This is a genomic window from Nostocoides sp. HKS02 (assembly GCF_009707485.1).
In the GTDB taxonomy this organism is placed as follows: domain Bacteria; phylum Actinomycetota; class Actinomycetes; order Actinomycetales; family Dermatophilaceae; genus Pedococcus.
In genome coordinates, this window is the sequence record NZ_CP046121.1 from 145452 (window position 1) to 161396 (window position 15945).

11 protein-coding genes and 2 pseudogenes are annotated in these 15945 nt (G+C 70.3%); 8 read left to right on the forward strand and 5 right to left on the reverse strand.

Features of this window, described 5'->3' with window-relative positions; all coding sequences use genetic code 11:
* Window positions 1–16 precede the first annotated feature (16 nt).
* From GKE56_RS00675 to GKE56_RS00690, 4 genes are read right to left on the reverse strand one after another with little or no spacing between them, the layout of a single operon-like run.
* Window positions 17–1264: an LCP family protein gene (locus GKE56_RS00675; RefSeq protein WP_154682920.1), complete on the reverse strand. Its 1248-nt coding sequence runs from the start codon at window positions 1262–1264 to the stop codon at window positions 17–19.
* Window positions 1251–1676 (reverse strand): DUF2304 domain-containing protein, encoded by a 426-nt coding sequence (locus tag GKE56_RS00680; protein WP_154682921.1) that lies wholly within the window; start codon window positions 1674–1676, stop codon window positions 1251–1253. The genes GKE56_RS00675 and GKE56_RS00680 overlap by 14 nt, the downstream gene beginning before the upstream one ends.
* Window positions 1673–2377: a glycosyltransferase family 2 protein gene (locus GKE56_RS00685; protein ID WP_154682922.1), complete on the reverse strand. Its 705-nt coding sequence runs from the start codon at window positions 2375–2377 to the stop codon at window positions 1673–1675. The genes GKE56_RS00680 and GKE56_RS00685 overlap by 4 nt, the downstream gene beginning before the upstream one ends.
* A 27-nt stretch (window positions 2378–2404) precedes the next feature.
* Window positions 2405–3316, reverse strand: coding sequence for a glycosyltransferase (locus GKE56_RS00690; protein WP_154682923.1), 912 nt, complete (start codon window positions 3314–3316; stop codon window positions 2405–2407).
* 115 nt (window positions 3317–3431) lie between these two features.
* Between GKE56_RS00690 and GKE56_RS00695 the strand changes: the two genes are divergently transcribed.
* A complete protein-coding gene (locus GKE56_RS00695) occupies window positions 3432–4475 on the forward strand; it encodes a hypothetical protein (protein WP_154682924.1) in 1044 nt (347 codons plus the stop codon).
* Between the two features lie 31 nt (window positions 4476–4506).
* Here GKE56_RS00695 and GKE56_RS00700 read toward each other — a convergent pair whose 3' ends face one another.
* Window positions 4507–5799, reverse strand: a complete 1293-nt coding sequence (locus tag GKE56_RS00700) for a lipopolysaccharide biosynthesis protein (protein WP_195908197.1) — start codon at window positions 5797–5799, stop codon at window positions 4507–4509.
* Window positions 5800–6035: 236 nt separating this feature from the next.
* Between GKE56_RS00700 and glf the strand changes: the two genes are divergently transcribed.
* The 7 genes and pseudogenes from glf to GKE56_RS00735 all read left to right on the forward strand — a co-directional run bounded on the left by glf (window position 6036) and on the right by GKE56_RS00735 (window position 15915).
* Complete coding sequence (glf, locus tag GKE56_RS00705; protein WP_154682926.1) at window positions 6036–7223, forward strand: UDP-galactopyranose mutase; 1188 nt, start codon at window positions 6036–6038, stop codon at window positions 7221–7223.
* Entirely contained in the window at window positions 7220–9250 is a 2031-nt protein-coding gene (locus tag GKE56_RS00710; protein WP_154682927.1) for a glycosyltransferase, read from the forward strand. The genes glf and GKE56_RS00710 overlap by 4 nt, the downstream gene beginning before the upstream one ends.
* A 46-nt stretch (window positions 9251–9296) precedes the next feature.
* Window positions 9297–10134, forward strand: a pseudogene (locus GKE56_RS00715) (ABC transporter permease).
* Window positions 10135–10137: 3 nt separating this feature from the next.
* Window positions 10138–10872, forward strand: a complete 735-nt coding sequence (locus GKE56_RS00720) for an ABC transporter ATP-binding protein (protein ID WP_154682928.1) — start codon at window positions 10138–10140, stop codon at window positions 10870–10872.
* Window positions 10873–10955: 83 nt separating this feature from the next.
* A pseudogene (locus GKE56_RS00725) lies at window positions 10956–12563 on the forward strand (DUF6541 family protein); the annotation flags it as partial.
* Window positions 12564–12651: 88 nt separating this feature from the next.
* Window positions 12652–13020, forward strand: coding sequence for a DUF6541 family protein (locus GKE56_RS18005; RefSeq protein WP_370518428.1), 369 nt, complete (start codon window positions 12652–12654; stop codon window positions 13018–13020).
* Window positions 13021–13110: 90 nt separating this feature from the next.
* On the forward strand, window positions 13111–15915 hold the full coding sequence (locus GKE56_RS00735; protein WP_154682931.1) for an FG-GAP-like repeat-containing protein: 2805 nt from the start codon (window positions 13111–13113) through the stop codon (window positions 15913–15915).
* Window positions 15916–15945 lie beyond the last annotated feature (30 nt).

Consider the following 15945-nt stretch of genomic DNA (forward strand, 5'->3'; position numbering starts at 1 on the left):
GGGGCGGCGCTGCTGGTCAGCCCTGTGAGGGCTTGCCGTCGGTGCCGGCGGGCGGGGCCTCGAGCGGCTGGTCCTCGCGCAGGAGGGTGAACAGTGCCTTGGCGCGGGCGGTGTCCCACTTGACCGAGCTGCCTGCCGAGGTCTGGTAGTTCACGCTCTGGATCGGGACGACCAGCGACAGTCCCTGGCCGTTCGAGATGGCACGCATGGCCTGCAGGACCCGCAGGACGTCCCACATCGTGGTGTCCTGGCCGACGGTCAGCCCGGTGCTCGCCGCATGGGTGAACCCGTAGTACTCGGTCGGCACGAGCACGGTCGACGGCGTCGCGGCCTTCTTCATGATCGCGGCGAGGAACTGACGCTGCCGCTCGGCCCGGCCGATGTCGCCTCGGGGATCGGAGTACCGCGCCCGCACGTATCCCAGGGCGTTCTTGCCATTGAGGGTCTGGCAGCCCTTCTTGAGGTTGATGCCGGCGTGCGGGTCGTTCATGTGGAACGGCACACAGATGTCGACGCCGCCGAGGCTGTCGACCACGCCGGCGAAGCCGCCGAACCCGATCTCGACGTAGCCGTCGAGCCGGATGCCCATGGCGTTCTGCAGTGTCTCGACGAGCAGCTTGGGGCCGCCGATGGCGTATGCCGCGTTGATCTTGTTGCTGTGGTGCCCCGGGATCGGCACGTAGCTGTCGCGGGGGATCGAGATGAGGGCGGGCTTGCCACCGCCTGCGGGCACGTGGACGAGGATGATCGAGTCGGTGCGCTGACCGTCGGCAGATCCGGTCGTGAGCTCCTTCTTCTGCTGGGCGGTGAGCCCGGCGCGGCTGTCGCTGCCGACCAGGAGGTAGTCGTGGCCCTTGCCCTGGGGTGGCTGCTGCGCCGCGGGTGTGGTGTCGACGCGCGCCACCTGGCCCCAGGCGTCGAAGGGCACCCAGATCATGAAGGCCAACCACGCCAGGACCAGCAGCGCGACCACGGCCACGACCAGGCGGCCGCGGCGTCGCGGCCGTCGAACTCGTGGCTCTGGTCGAGCCTGCGCGCCTCCGTAGGCGCCTGGCTGGGCCGGGCCGGCTCCGGAGAGGGGTCCGCCCCGTCGGCGGTCGGCGGTGCGTGCGCCCCCGGCCGCGGTGGCCGCGACCCCGGCCCGGGTCGCCCGGGTCGCCCGGCCCGCACGGCCCGTACCCAGGGTCCGGCTGCGGGTGTCGACGGTGTAGACCTCGTCGTCGGAGCTCGCGCTCCCGGCGTCCCAGTCCTCAGGCGTCGTCATTGGTGGCGGCCTCCTGCGCGGGAACCTCGGGTGCGGGTGCGGGTGCGGGTGCGGATGCCGGCTCGGCCACCGGGTCCCGGGGCGGCGCGGCCTCGTCGAGGGCGATGCGGCGGGCTAGGCGGGTGTAGCGGTTCTCCAGCTCGCGGAAGCGCATGTAGCTGGTCAGGGTGAACGACAGGAACGCCAGCACCAGGGCGTAGAGCACGACGTCGGTGCCGCGGCCGACGCCGACCAGGTGGGCGATGGAGTTCCAGACACTCGGGAACAGGATCGACCACACCGCGAAGGCTGCGAACCCGACGAGCCCGAGCCGGCGGACCGCCTGGGTGCGGACACCCCGGGAGAAGACGAGTCGCCCGGCGATCGCCAGCACGACACCGATGAGGACGATCTGGATCAGCAGGAGGTTCATCGCAGGATCAGCTCCGCGAGGATGTTGATCGAGTTCCAGAGGGACTGGCCCTTGGCCTTCGAGTAGTCGGTGTAGAGGATGTGGACCGGCTCCTCGGCATACGCCACGGGGTGACCGTCGATCTGCATGCTGCCGATCTGGGCCACCAGCTCGGAGGCGTGGGCCATGCGGTCCTGGGTGAGGTGGATCTGCTGGACGACCCGGCGGTCGATGACCCGCAGGCCGTTGTGCGCGTCGGTGAGCCGGGTCTTGGTCGTGGCGTTGGTGTAGGCCACCGCGAGGCGCAGGACGAGGCGCTTGAGCGGGCTGGGCTTCGTGCGCTCATCGAGGAAGCGTGACCCGAAGACCACCTGCACGTCGCCGCGTCGGAGCCGCTCGACCATCACCACCACGTCGTCGACCTGGTGCTGCCCGTCGGCGTCGAAGGTCACCACGCAGCGCATGCCCGGGTCGGACAGGGCGTACTCGAACCCGGTCTGCAGGGCGGCCCCCTGACCGAGGTTGACCGGGTGGCGCACCACCTTGGCGCCGGCCGACTCAGCCTCGCGGGCGGAGTCGTCGCTGGAGCCGTCGTCGACACAGACGACGTGGGGGAAGGTGAGCCGCGCAGTACGGACGACCTCGGCGATCACCGCGGCCTCGTTGTAGAGCGGGACCACCAGCCAGACGTCGTCGTAGCCGGGGACGAGGTTGTCGTTCATCGGGTTCAGCGTACGGCGTGCCGCAGCTCAGCGGCCTTTGCCACCCGGGCGCGAGAGCACGTGGTCTCTCAGGTTCCGCACACCCTGGGTCTGTTTGGTGCGGTACGCCTTGGGCAGGAGGGTGGCGGCGTTGAGCCGAGAGGTGAGGTGGAGCCGCGCCGTCCGGGCCGCGCGGTGCCAGCCGATGTCCTCGAACTCATCGGCCATCCCGTTGAAGAAGTCGCGCTCCTCGATGAACCGGGTGCCCTCGAGGGCACGCCAGCTCGAGTCCGACTCGCGGTGACGGCGGTACTGGAAGCACGTCTCGTCGTCGACGGCGAGCGCACCCCCGGCCTTGATGAGGTCGAGGGCCAGGGCGAGGTCCTGCACGACGTTCAGCCCCTCGCGGAAGCCGGTGCGCAACAGCGCCTCGGACTGCCAGGCGATGCTCGGGAAGTACAGCCAGTTGCCGCGCATCAGGGAGATCGCGAGGGCCTCGCCGGCGAGCAGGCGGGTGCCGGTGCCGCGGGGCGAGAGGACCGACTTCACCCTGTCGACGAGGCTCGGCTCACCGACCATGCCGCGCTCGTCGATGACCTCGACGCCGGGCTGGATGATCTGGGCCTGCGGGAACCTCTCGTGCGTGCGCAGGACGCAGTCGAGGTAGTTGGGCAGCATCACGTCGTCGGCACCCATCACCACCGCGAGCTCGTGCTTCACGAACGTCAGAGCCTTGCGGTAGTTGCCGTTTGCGCCGAGGTTCTGCTCGTTGCGGGTGTAGACCACGCGCGAGTCCGACGCGACGAGGTTGGCGAAGTAGGTCGGGACGTCGGGGTCGGGGTAGCCGTCGTCCACCACCGTGAGCACCCAGTCCTGGTGGTGCTGCCGAAGGACGGACTCGACGGCCTGCTTCATCATGGCGACATCGCCGTAGTACGGCAGGAGCACGTCAACAGTCACGGAGGGTCCTTCGTCGGGTCGGGCGTCGGCGGTCCCGGGACGGACCCGGGCGCTACCTGGCGCTAGGTAGAGTAACGGACCTGCGTGACGACCCCGATCGACCAGGAGCCCGCCGGTGGACATCCAGAACCACTTCTACGGACATTCGGCGGTCCTGGCGGCGTATGCCGGGCGGCGGCGACCGCAGCACGTGCGTGGCCTGATCCAGCACGGCTGGACGACGTCCTCGCCGCTGGCCGTGCAGTTCGGCGACTTCCCGGACGTCGGCCGCGACGACGGTCGCCGGCTGCTCGTGTGGTCCCACCAGTCGCGGGCCTGGTCGCCGGACGCGGCTGACCGGCCGACCACCGCGCTCGGGGCGCCGTTCGCCTACCTCGCGCAGTCCGCCGAGGTGACAGCGCTGGGGATCACGGCCACGCGAGGAACCCTGGTGATGCCGCTGCACGGCACCCGGCTCATCGAGGTCGGCGGCGACCACGGGCTGCTTGCCCGCTACTACCGCGAGACCGAGGGAGCGTGCACCGTCTGCCTGCACCACGACGACGTCGCCCGGCCGCACCTGGTCTCGGCTTGGCAGCAGGCGGGTCACCGTGTCGTGACAGCCGGGTCGCGCGAGGACCCGCAGTTCCTCGGACGGATCCTGCGTCTGGTCGCCGAGCACCGGCGGACCGTCTCGAACCGGCTCATGACCTCGATCATGTATGCCGCCGCCCTGGGTCGCGAGGTCGCGGTCCACGGCGACCCCCTCAGCCTCGGTGGTGCCGACAACGTGTCGCTCGAGTGGATCGCCGCGACCTGGCCGGAGCTCCACGGCCAGCAGCTCGACGGCGCCGCGGCGACGACGACGGCGCGCGCGGAGATCGGCTGGGACAACGTCCTTCCCCCGACGAGCTGGTGCGCGTCCTCGGCTGGACCGGCCCCGCCTGGCGGGCCGGGGTCGACTACTGGACCGCGGGCCCACTGCGCAAGGCCCGCAACGTGCTGGGCTTCGGAGCGCGCGCCGAGGGGTCCACGGAGACCGAGCAGGGCATCAGCCCGCTGCACTTCCTTCGACACCCGCTGTCCCACCTGCCGAAGCCGCTTCCGCGTCGGGTGCCCGTGCTCGACCCGCTGCCAGAGCCGAGCGTGGTCGCGCCGACCGGCACCGACCCCTCACTGACCGAGTCCCGCTGAGCCCACCGCCCGCCGCGTCAGCGGCGAATGACGAGGTGGACGCGCTTGAGCGCGAACGCGCCCAACGCGACCACGCACGCGATGCGCACCAGGGAGACCCCGCCACTGGTGGGGAGCAGGGCTCCCAAGGCGCACATCGCACCGCCGAGGACCATGGGCGGCACGAGCACTCGCATGTGCCAGTGCACGCCGCTCACCCGATGAGCAAGCCAGCCAGCGCCCAGGAACATCCCGGCATACGTCACCGGGAAGCCGACGGCGAGCAGCCGCACGTCCAGCTGGGACAGGGCCGCTGCGCTCGCGAGCCCCACCGCCAATGCGGTGGGGGTGGTGATCGACAAGCCAAAGGTGCGCCCGCTCGCGAACACCAGGTGCACGTTGCCGAGGTATCCCACGGACAGGATCGTGCCGAAGGCGACGATCCCCACCTGGGGCGCGAGCTGGGCGGGCTGGAAGTCGGCCCCCGCCGCGAGCCGAAGCAGCCAGGGCGACAGCAGCGACACCCCGCTGGCCATGGTCGCCGCGAGGTAGGCCACGTCGACGGCGGTGTGCTCGAGGACTTCGGCCCGCTCCGACTGCGCCGCGCGGTAGACGGTCGGCCCCCAGGAGTTGTTCATCGCCGCCGTGACCACCCCGGGGGCCATGCCGAGCAACATCGCCACTGACAGCCGCGCGACCTGGGCGCGGTCGAACAGCGCGCCCGCCACGACGAGCAGACCTCCGTTGGCCGCAAAGATCGCCACCATGTGGGGCAGCATCGGCAGACCCATCCGCAGTGCCGTGCGGGTGTCACCGGCCTCGTGGTGGTGTGGTCCGCTGCGGAGCGTCACGGTGAGGCCGACCAGGGCGGCCACGGCGTAGCCGCCCAGCATGCCGAGCAGGTAGCGCTCCGGCGTGGCGTGACGCGCCACGAGTGTGAGCCCCAGCAAGGGGCCGCCCAGAGTGGAGATCAGCGAGAGACCGACGAAGGGCAGGGGCCGGTCCAGCACACGGAGCATCGCCTGCGAGTCCTCGACCGCGACGTAGCAGGCCGCCGTCAGGAGGGCGATGACCACCGCCCGTCGTAGGTCCGTGGCGAGCGCCTGGTTCCACAGCGGCGACAGGAGCACGACAGACCCGACGAGCAGGCTCGTGATCGTCACGGCGCGCACCATCAGTGACCGCGCGCCGTCCTGACCGCTGCGCCCGAGCAGGCCCTGCCGGGTGATCACCGAGGACATCCCCAAACCGCTGACCATCATGCCGATCTGCATGACGACGATGCCGATCGAGACGACGCCGTAGGCATCGACGCCCAGCAGGCGCGTCACCGCAGGCGTGACGGCGGCGTTGGCCAGGACCGGTGCTGCTTGTTCCGAGCGTGTACAGCGAGCCGCGACCGAGGACGCCACGGCTCGCGGCCGCGCCGATGCTCGTCGTGGGCGGGTCCTCCGAAAGGGTCACGCGGTCAAGGCAACCACATGGGGCCTGCTGCGTCCCAGAGGGGCCCGGAGGGGTCATGGCGCTCGTGTAACCTGAGCGCGACATCCCGACCCCAGGAGAGTGCGTGAACGCGGATCTTGTCGTTGTCGGCTCGGGCTTCTTCGGCCTCACCGTGGCCCAACGCATCGCCCAGGAGCACGACCGCAAGGTGCTCGTCATCGACCGCCGGCACCACATCGGCGGCAACGCCTACAGCGAGGACGAGCCGGAGACCGGCATCGAGGTCCACCGCTACGGCGCGCACCTCTTCCACACCTCGAACGAGCGGGTGTGGGAGTACGTCAACCGCTTCACGACCTTCACCAACTACGTGCACCGGGTCTACACGTCCCATCAGGGCGAGGTCTACCCCATGCCGATCAACCTCGGCACCATCAACCAGTTCTTCCGCGCCGCCTACAGCCCCGACGAGGCCCGCGCGCTGATCGCCGAGCAGGCCGCCGAGCTCGAGGGGCGCACGCCGGCGAACTTCGTCGAGAAGGGCATCTCCCTCATCGGCCGCCCGCTCTACGAGGCCTTCATCGCGCACTACACCGCCAAGCAGTGGCAGACCTCGCCCGAGGAGCTGTCGGCAGACATCATCAGCCGCCTCCCGGTCCGCTACACCTACGACAACCGCTACTTCAACGACACCCACGAGGGGTTGCCGACCGACGGCTACACCCGCTGGCTCGAGCGGATGGCCGACCATCCCAACATCGAGGTGCGGCTCGAGACGGACTTCTTCGACGCCAGCCAGCCGGTCAACAAGGCCAACGTCGTCGGCAACGTCCCGGTCGTTTACACCGGGCCCGTCGACAAGTACTTCGACTACTCCGCTGGCCGGCTGGGGTGGCGCACGCTCGACTTCGAGCAGGAGGTCCTCCCCACCGGCGACTTCCAGGGCACGCCCGTGATGAACTACCCCGACGAGGACGTGCCGTTCACGCGCATCCACGAGTTCCGCCACTTCCACCCCGAGCGCGACTACCCGAGCGACAAGACCGTGGTCATGCGCGAGTTCTCCCGGTTCGCCGAGGGTGAGGACGAGCCGTACTACCCGGTCAACACTGCCGGTGACCGCGACGGGCTGCTCAAGTACCGCGACCTCGCCAAGGCCGAGCGCGGTGTGCTGTTCGGCGGTCGGCTGGGCACGTACAAGTACCTCGACATGCACATGGCGATCGGGTCCGCGCTGTCCATGGTCGACAACAAGCTCAGCCCGCACTTCGACCGCGGCGAGGCCCTGGTCAGCGGTGGAGTGGACGAGTGACCCAGGCCTCTCCTGACGTCGCAGCCCCGGGCGAGCCGACGGCACTGCCGTGGCGCACCGTCGCCCGAGTCGTGTTCCCCGAGAACGACATCGAGGCGCTGCCGCTCTACCTTGACACCACCCCCGACCTCGAGGCCGCGGCGGCGATCGGGCGCGTCGAGGAGGCCCGGTGGACCCGAGGGGTGCCCATGCCGGGCACCGCCGTCACCAACAGCTTCGGCACCAGCCACTACGACTACGTCACCGACCGGCGACGCGTCGAGCTGCCGGCAGGCGTCCGGGTGTCGTTCGCCACCATCTTCAACGCCTTCCCCGCGGCCTACTGGCGCCGCTGGAGCGATGCGCGCATGGTCCGCCTCGACGTCGAGGTCCGCGGCCACGGCACGGTGCTCGTCTACAAGTCCAATGCCCGCGGCATACGCCACATGGTCGAGATGCACGACCTCGAGCCGGGCGGCGCACAACACCTGTCGGTGGACCTCTCGCTGTCACCCTTCGGCGACGGCGGCTGGTACTGGTTCGACCTCGCGGCCTCGGGCCACGAGGGGATCGAGCTGGTCGAGGCCTCGTGGTCGGTGCAGGTCCCGCAGGCCCACGCGGGGCAGGAGCCGGGCACCGTTTCGCTCGGGATCACCACGATGAACCGCGAGACCTTCTGCGTCGGGACGCTGCGCACGCTCGCCGACGCTGACGACCTGCGCGCCCTGGTCGACACCGTCTATGTCATCGACCAGGGAGGCGACACGCTGCGGCACACCCCCGGTTACGCCGAGGCGGCCGCCGACCTGGGGCCCCAGCACAAGCTCGTGGTGCAGGACAACCTCGGCGGCTCGGGCGGGTTCAGCCGCAGCATGATCGAGACGCTCAGCGCGGGGCGGTCGCGCTACCTGCTCATCCTCGACGACGACGTCAACGTCGAGACCGAGGGCATCCTGCGCTCGCTGGCCTTCGCCGACCTCGCCCGTCGCCCGCTGCTCGTGGGCGGCCACATGTTCAACATGTACGACCGGCCGACGATGCACGCGTATGCCGAGGCCGTCCGTCCCGACTTCACCTGGGGCCCCATCGACCGCCACGCCCCGATCAACTTCGCGCTGTCCAACCTGCGCGCCCGCCCCGAGCTGCACCGCCGCTGGGACGCCAACTACAACGGCTGGTGGATGTGCCTCATCCCCACCCAGGTCATCCGCGAGATCGGCCTGGCCATCCCGGCCTTCCTCAAGTGGGACGACGCCGAGTTCTGCCTGCGCGCGGGGGAGGCCGGCTACCCGACCGTCACGCTGCCCGGGGTCGGTGTCTGGCACGTTCCGTGGACCGACAAGGACGACTCCATCGACTGGCAGGCCTACCTGCACCAGCACAACCGGCTGGTCACCGCGCTGCTCCACGGGCCGCGCGAGAAGGCGCCTCGGGTGCTGCTCGACAGCGCCTGGATCGACCTGCGGCACGCGAGCGCGATGCAGTACTACGCCACCACCTTGCGACTGCAGGCCCTCGAGGACATCCTCGACGGTCCCGAGCACCTCCACGCGCGGTTGCGCTCGGTCATCCCGTACACCCGGGGCCTGAAGGACCAGTTCGACGACGCGCGCACCAGCGCCGACCCCGAGGCCTTCCCGCAACCCACCGGTGTGGGCCGCACCCCGCTGCCCCTGCGCGGCAAGCGGCCGTCCAACACGGCCATGCTCCCGTGGCTGCTCACCGTCGCGGTCAAGCAGGTCCTCGCCCCGGCGAAGGCCGCGCAGACGACGGCCCCGCAGGTCTACCTGCCCAAGATGGACGCGAACTGGTGGCGGCTCGCGATGCTCGACTCGGCGGTGGTGTCGAACGCCGACGGGTCCGGCGCCAGCTTCTACAAGCGCGACCGCGCCACCTGGCGGGCGCTGATGGGGCGCAGCGCCCGGCTGCACCGGCGCCTCGCGCGCGAGTGGCCGACCCTGGCCGCCCAGTACCGCGCCGCGCTGCCGGAGTTCACCTCGCCCCAGACCTGGGAGGCCACCATCCACGGCACGGCGGACTCGCGATGAGCGACCTCACCGTGGGGTCGGGCGCGGTCGCGCCCGCCCTGCCCCCTTGCGTGAGCCCGGCGTCGGCGGGGGACTGCTCGACGTGGTCCGGTGGCGCTTCCTGCTCAGCCTGTTGGTGCGCAAGGAGCTGAAGATCCGCTACCGCGGCTCGGTGCTCGGGCTGCTGTGGAGCTACGTCAAGCCGGGGCTGCAGTTCCTCGTGTTCTACGTCGCGCTCGGCATCTTCCTGGCGGTCAACCGCGGCATCCCGGCGTATGCCGTGTACCTGTTCGCGGGCATCGTGGCGATCAACTTCTTCAACGAGATCTTCGGCAACGCCACGCGTTCGGTCGTGCTCAATGCCGACCTGGTCAAGAAGATCTACCTGCCCCGTGAGCTTGTTCCCGACCTCGATGATCTGGGTGGCCGGCGCCCACCTGCTTCCGCAGCTGGTCGTCCTCACTGCCGGCGCGCTCACCTTCGGCTGGCGACCCGGCCTGCTCAACCTGCTCGCCGGGCTGGTCGCCATCATCATCGTGGGGATCCTCTCCCTGGGCCTGGGACTGATGTTCTCGGCCGTCAATGTGCTGTTCCGCGACGCCGAGAACATCGTCGACCTCATGCTCATGGTCGCGACCTGGGCCTCGCCCGTCCTCTACACCTGGGACAAGGTGCGCGACCACGTACCCCACTGGTTGTGGATCCTGTACCAGCTCAACCCGATCACGTCCGCGGTCGAGCTCATGCACTACTGCTTCTGGTACCCCGCCACCAACGGATCGAGCCAGCTGCCGCCGTCCATGTGGGCGTGGGCCGCGGTGGCGGTCCTGACCAGCCTGCTGGCGCTCGTCGGTGGCCAGCTGGTGTTCGCCCGGCTCTCCGGCCGTTTCGCCCAGGAGCTCTGAGCCATGACGAGCTCGATCGAGATCCGTGGTGTGTCCAAGCGGTTCACCCTGCGCCACACCCGCTCGCTCAAGGAGATGATCGTCTGGGCGTCGCGGGGTCGCGGCCTCTCCGACACGTTCCTGGCGCTCGACCACGTCGACCTCACAGTCGGCCAGGGCGAGGCCGTGAGCCTCCTGGGGTTCAACGGCTCGGGCAAGTCGACGCTGCTCAAGCTCGTGTCTGGGGTGCTGCGCCCCGACGAGGGGCGGATCGGTGTGCGGGGCAAGGTCGCCGGGCTCATCGAGGTCGGTGCCGGCTTCCACCCCGACCTCACCGGGCGCGAGAACATCTACCTCAACGGCGCGACCCTGGGTATGAGCCGTGGTCAGATCGACCGCCTCTTCGACTCGATCGTCGACTTCAGTGGCATCGAGCGCTTCCTCGACTCCGAGGTGAAGTTCTACTCCTCGGGCATGTTCTTCCGCCTGGCGTTCGCGGTGGCCGTCCACACCGAGCCCGACGTGTTCCTCGTCGACGAGATCCTGGCGGTGGGCGACGAACCCTTCCAGCGCAAGGCTGTCGCCGCCATCCAGAACCTGCGCTCCGAGGGGCGCACCTTGGTCATGGTCAGCCATGACCTGGCCCTGGTCGAGCGGATCTGTGACCGCGGCCTGGTCCTGCACGCCGGCCGGCTCGAGGTCGACACGGACATCGCCTCGGCCATCGCCCACCTTCGAGCTTCGGAAGAGAACCAGTGATCTCCACCTGGCTGCCCTGGATCGCCCCTGCCCTCTTTGCGGGGGTGGTGCTGTTCATCCCCGGGTGCGCGGTCTCCCTCTCGATGGGGGCCCGCGGGTTCGATGCCGCCGGTCTGGCGCCGTTGTGCTCGTTGGGGGTCCTGGCGTTCGGGACCCTGCTCGCACCGGTGCTCGGTGGGTGGGGCCTGCTCCCGGTGCTCGTGTCGCTGCTGGTGCTCAGTGGCGTCGGGCTGGCGGGCGCGTGGCTCTTCCGGCGGTGGCTGGACCGGCCTGTCGAGGGCGAGTCGCCCAACGCCATGCCCGCCACCGACCCGACTGCACGCTGGTGGCAGCGGTCCTCCCGGTCGCTGCTGTGGACCGGCTCTGCTGCCGTGGCTGCCGCGCTGGTCTTCCTCAACTTCATCTACGGCGTGCGCAACCCGACGTTCCCGTCACAGACGATCGACGCCGGCTTCCACTACAACGCAGCCCTCGACGTCCTCGCCACGGGCAAGGCCGACGGCGGAACCGTCGGCGCGGCCTCGGGTGCCCTGACCACGGCGTGGTACCCCCCGCTCTGGCACGACCTCGCCGCGCTCGTCGCCCAGGTCACCGGGGCCAACATGGCTGTCACGGCCAACGCGGTCGGCTGGGCGATCGGTGGCGTCGTCTGGCCGCTGTCGATGGTCTGGATCTGTTCGCGGCTGCTGCCCCACGCCCGGCACATCACCATCTTCGCGGTCGGGCTGGCGAGCGGGGCGATCTCGCTGTTCCCCTACCTGCTGCTGAGCTTCGGGGTGCTGTGGCCCAACGTCCTGAGCCTGGCGGCGCTGCCGGCCGCCGTCGGCTTGGTGATGATGCTCTGCCGGGTCATGGACCGGTCGCCCCACGCCAACGACGACGTCACCGACACCGGTGAGTCCGCCGACGGTGCCGCCCTCGCGCCAGACCAGGCCGCGGCCGCCCGTCGCGAGGCCGTCGTGGGGCGCCAGATCACCTGGTGGACCATCCTGTATGCCGGGTTCGTGGGCTGCATGGGCATGTTCTTCGCCCACCCGGGCGCGATCTTCGCCCTCGGCATCTGGGTCGGCATCAGCGCCGTGATCATCTCGGCCCGCGTCTTCCTGCGGGGTCGTCGTCGGGGCAGGCGCGCGTTGCGCTGGTCGCTGGCGGGGATCTTTGCCGCGTGGGGTCTGGCGGTGCTGCTGTGGTTCCAGATGGACCGGATCAGCGCACTGCGCAACGTCCGCGCGTTCGACTGGCCCGAAATCATGAGCCCGAGTCAGGGCCTCGGCGACGGCCTGACCCTGTCGACCAACATCACGCCGCCGCACTGGTTCTTCGGCGCCTGCGCCATCTGGGGATGCATCCGGCTGGCCCGGGTCCCGCGCCTGCGCTGGCTGCCCCTGTCGTTCGTGTTCCTCGTCTACCTGTGGGTCCTGGACGTCTCCTCCGCTTCCCGGCTGGCGCGCGAGCTGACCGGGTTCTGGTACAACGACCCCCAGCGCGTGGCAGCCCTCCTGCCGGTCGCCGCCGTGCCCCTCGTCGCGCTCGGGATCACGTCGGCGCTGGACTGGTTGGGCACCGCCATCGGGAGACTGGCCAAGGACCTCCGGGGCCGCGACGTGTCGCCGCGCGTGGCGCTGGGCGCCGCGTGCGGGCTCCTGGCCGTCGGCGCCGTGGGGCTGCACCACAACCAGGGCATCGGCGCCGGGGCTGCCGTGCTCCTCGACCGGTACACCAACCACCAGGGTGACCAGAAGCTCGTCAGCTCCAGCAAGCAGCAGCTTGTTCGAGGAGATGGCAACGCTCCTGCCGCCCGGCGGCAAGGTCCTGGGGAGCCCCTTCATGGGGGTGCAGTTCTCCCGCATCTACTCGGGGCACGACGTCGTCATTCACCATCTGAACAACCAGGACAAGCCCGACGTCGAGCTCATCGGCCGGAACTTCAAGAACTTCATGAGCGACAAGGCCGTCTGCGCGGCGGTCAAGCGTGAGCACGTCATCGCCGTGGTCGAGGACTACGAACGCTTCTGGCCCACGGACGCGCGCCAGGAGCGCTTCTCGGGGCTGGAGGACCTGTGGGGCACTCCGGGCCTGAAGTTCAAGGCGTCCTCGGGCTCCTCGCTCCTGTTCACCCTCGCCGACTGCTCCAAGACCGCTTCCTGACCCGCCGAGGTCGCGGGAGGGTAACGATCCCGTGGGGCAGAAGTGAAAGTTGGGACTATTGTCTGGTTTGCTGCCCGACGATGGGTCATCGTGGGCTGGCCACCCCGGTCCGTTGACGGCGCGGGCCCGCCCGACCTGGAGGACACCATGCTCTCGCTGCACCGCCTGCGCCTGATCCAGCGACTGGCCGTCCTGGGTGCGGTCCTCGTCATGCCGGTGGCGGTCGTCGGCCAGCTGCCGGGAGCGAACCCCCACCCCCGTCCCGTCCGGACCACTCGGTCAGAGCTCGCGCTCGCCCCGACTGCGGTGCGGACCCTCGAGGCGGTTGGTGCGACGCCATCGACGACCAGGTCCCAGACACCCCCGACGCCGGCATCGGCTGTCCGGTCCGGGGCGAGATCCGGTGGGCTCAGTCCGGTCGCGACGGTCCGCGACCAGGTCGCCGTGGCGGGGGTGACCTGGGCGCGCGGTGAGCTGGGGGCCGACGACGTGGTCCAGATCAGGGTGCGCAAGGACGGACGGTGGGGGAGCTGGCAGCCCATGGACCATGAGGGCGACCACGGCCCCGACACGGTGGGCCCCGGCGCGGTCGAGAAGACATCCTCCCGCGCTGGCACAGAGCCTTTCGTCGTGATCGGCGAGCAGGTGCAGACCCGGGTGTTCAGCGCGCGGGCAACCCTGCCGCGAGACCTGCGCCTCACGATGGTGGACCCCGGCACCTCGCCGGCCGACGGCACCGTCGGCGCCACGCCTGCGGGGAGCGCGAGCGCCGCGGCAGCGCGTCCGACGATCTACACGCGCGCCCAATGGGGGGCAGACGAGTCCATGCGCAAGGCCGCCCCGCAGTACGCCCAGGTGCAGATGGCCTTCATCCACCACACCGACGGCTCGAACTCGTACACCGCGAGCCAGGTGCCGGCCATCATCCGCGGCATCTACGACTACCACGTGAACGGCAACGGGTGGTCCGACATCGGCTACAACTTCCTCGTCGACCGGTTCGGTCGGATCTGGGAGGGACGGTACGGCGGGGTCGACAAGGCGGTCATCGGCGCACAGACGCTGAACTACAACTCGTGGTCCACCGGAGTGGCCGCGATGGGCAACTTCGATGTCGCCGCGGTGCCCAGTGCCGTCAGCACCGCCATCAGCTCGCTGCTCGCCTGGAAGTTCACGGTCCACGGCATCCCGGCCCTCGGCACCGTCTACGCGCGGGACAAGTATTTCAACCGCATCTCGGGTCACCGCGACGGCTTCCAGACCGCGTGTCCGGGTCGGTACCTGTATGCCGCGCTGCCGGCGATCCGCAGCAGCGTCGCGGCCCGCATGGGCACCCTCAGCCGCACCACGGTGAACCGCGACGTGGACCGAGCCGGGCAGGCCGAGCTGCTCTCCTATGCGACCCCGGCGAGCGGCACTCCCATCGCCGGCCCAGTCCTGGTCCGGCGGTCGGCGCCACGCGACCCGCTGCGCCCGCCAACCCTGCTCGGGAGCAACTGGAACACGGTTCGCAACGCGACACTGACGCCTGACCTCACTGGCGACGGCCATCCCGACCTCGTGGCCCAGGACCCAGCGGGCGACACCCTGCGCGTCTACCGCGGCAACGGCGCGGGCGGGGTGTCCGGCATGGCCACCGTCGGCACGCGTGGCTGGAACAACAAGGTGGCCATCGTCGCCGCGGGGGACCAGAACCGCGACGGCCGCAACGACCTCCTCGGTGTCGGCACCGACGGTGTGCTGGCCTTCTACCCGGGCGCGGGGAACGGCACGTTCGGCCGAGGGGTCCTCGTGGGCTCGGGCTGGGCGGCATACCGCTCGATCACGGGAGCGGGCGACCTCAACGGTGACGGTATCCCGGACCTGCTCGCCGTCCGCAAGAGCGACGGCGCGCTGGTCATGGCCGCCGGGCGGGGCAATGGCGCCATCGCGACCCCGGTCGTGCTGTCTGGTGGCTGGGGTGGCCTGAGCACGGTTCTCGGCGCGGGCGACCTCGACGGCGACGGCCACCTCGACATCATCGGCCGCGACTCCACCGGCGCTCTGCGCGCCTACTACGGCGACGACGCGAACCACCCGGCCCGCTGGAACCGGTGGGGCTCCGGATGGGGTGGACTCGCCCAGCTGACAAGTGGGGTCGACTTCACCGGCGACGGGCGACCCGACCTGCTCGGGGTGGTGCCCACCCAGAACAACGGCACCATGCGCGTGTATGCCGCGGCTGGCGTCGGCCGTGACTTCACCTCGACCACGACCATGCCCGGGACGGCGGGGGCGGACCTGGTGCGGCTCGTCGGCGACATCAACGGTGACGGCTGGGTCGACGCGGTCATGCGGGTCGGGGACACCCTTCAGGTGCTGCCCGGCACGGCCGGCGGAGGCTTCGGGCCCGCGCGGGTCGTCAGCGGCGCGGGCTGGGCCACGATGGTCAAGATCGAGCCGGGAGCCGACCAGGACTCCGACGGGGTGCCTGACCTGCTGGTCACCAATCGGGCTGGGCTGATCCTGCGCTACGGGTTCCGGCGCGACTTCACCCTCAAGCCCGTCGAGGAGCTCGAGCAGGGCTGGAGCACCATCCGCAGCATGACGGGCGTGGGCGCGTTCAACGGGGACGCCAACGGCGATGTCGTGGTTCTCGCCCAGGACGGCACCCTCGCGCTCTGGCGTGGGTCCGGCCCCGCGCCGCTGCTCGACTCCGTCGTGCTGCGCACCGGCCAGACCGACCTCACCCAGATCGTCGGGGTCGGCGACTACAACGGCGACGGCGCTGCGGACATCGTCGCCGAGTCCTCCGACGGCAGGCTGTGGTTGTATGCCGGTCGCGGAGATGGTGGGCTGTGGCCCGGCCGCCAGCCCATGGCAGGCGCACCGGGCGGAGGGCTGAGCATTGGCTGAAGTCCGAGTCGCGAAAGGGTTACGGATGTC

Coding starts and splice junctions, on each gene's coding strand:
- GKE56_RS00675 (WP_154682920.1), bottom strand. CDS start 1,264: ATGACGACGCCTGAGGACTGGGACGCCGGGAGCGCGAGCTCCGACGAC.
- GKE56_RS00720 (WP_154682928.1), top strand. CDS start 10,138: ATGACGAGCTCGATCGAGATCCGTGGTGTGTCCAAGCGGTTCACCCTG.
- GKE56_RS18005 (WP_370518428.1), top strand. CDS start 12,652: ATGGCAACGCTCCTGCCGCCCGGCGGCAAGGTCCTGGGGAGCCCCTTC.
- GKE56_RS00685 (WP_154682922.1), bottom strand. CDS start 2,377: ATGAACGACAACCTCGTCCCCGGCTACGACGACGTCTGGCTGGTGGTC.
- GKE56_RS00680 (WP_154682921.1), bottom strand. CDS start 1,676: ATGAACCTCCTGCTGATCCAGATCGTCCTCATCGGTGTCGTGCTGGCG.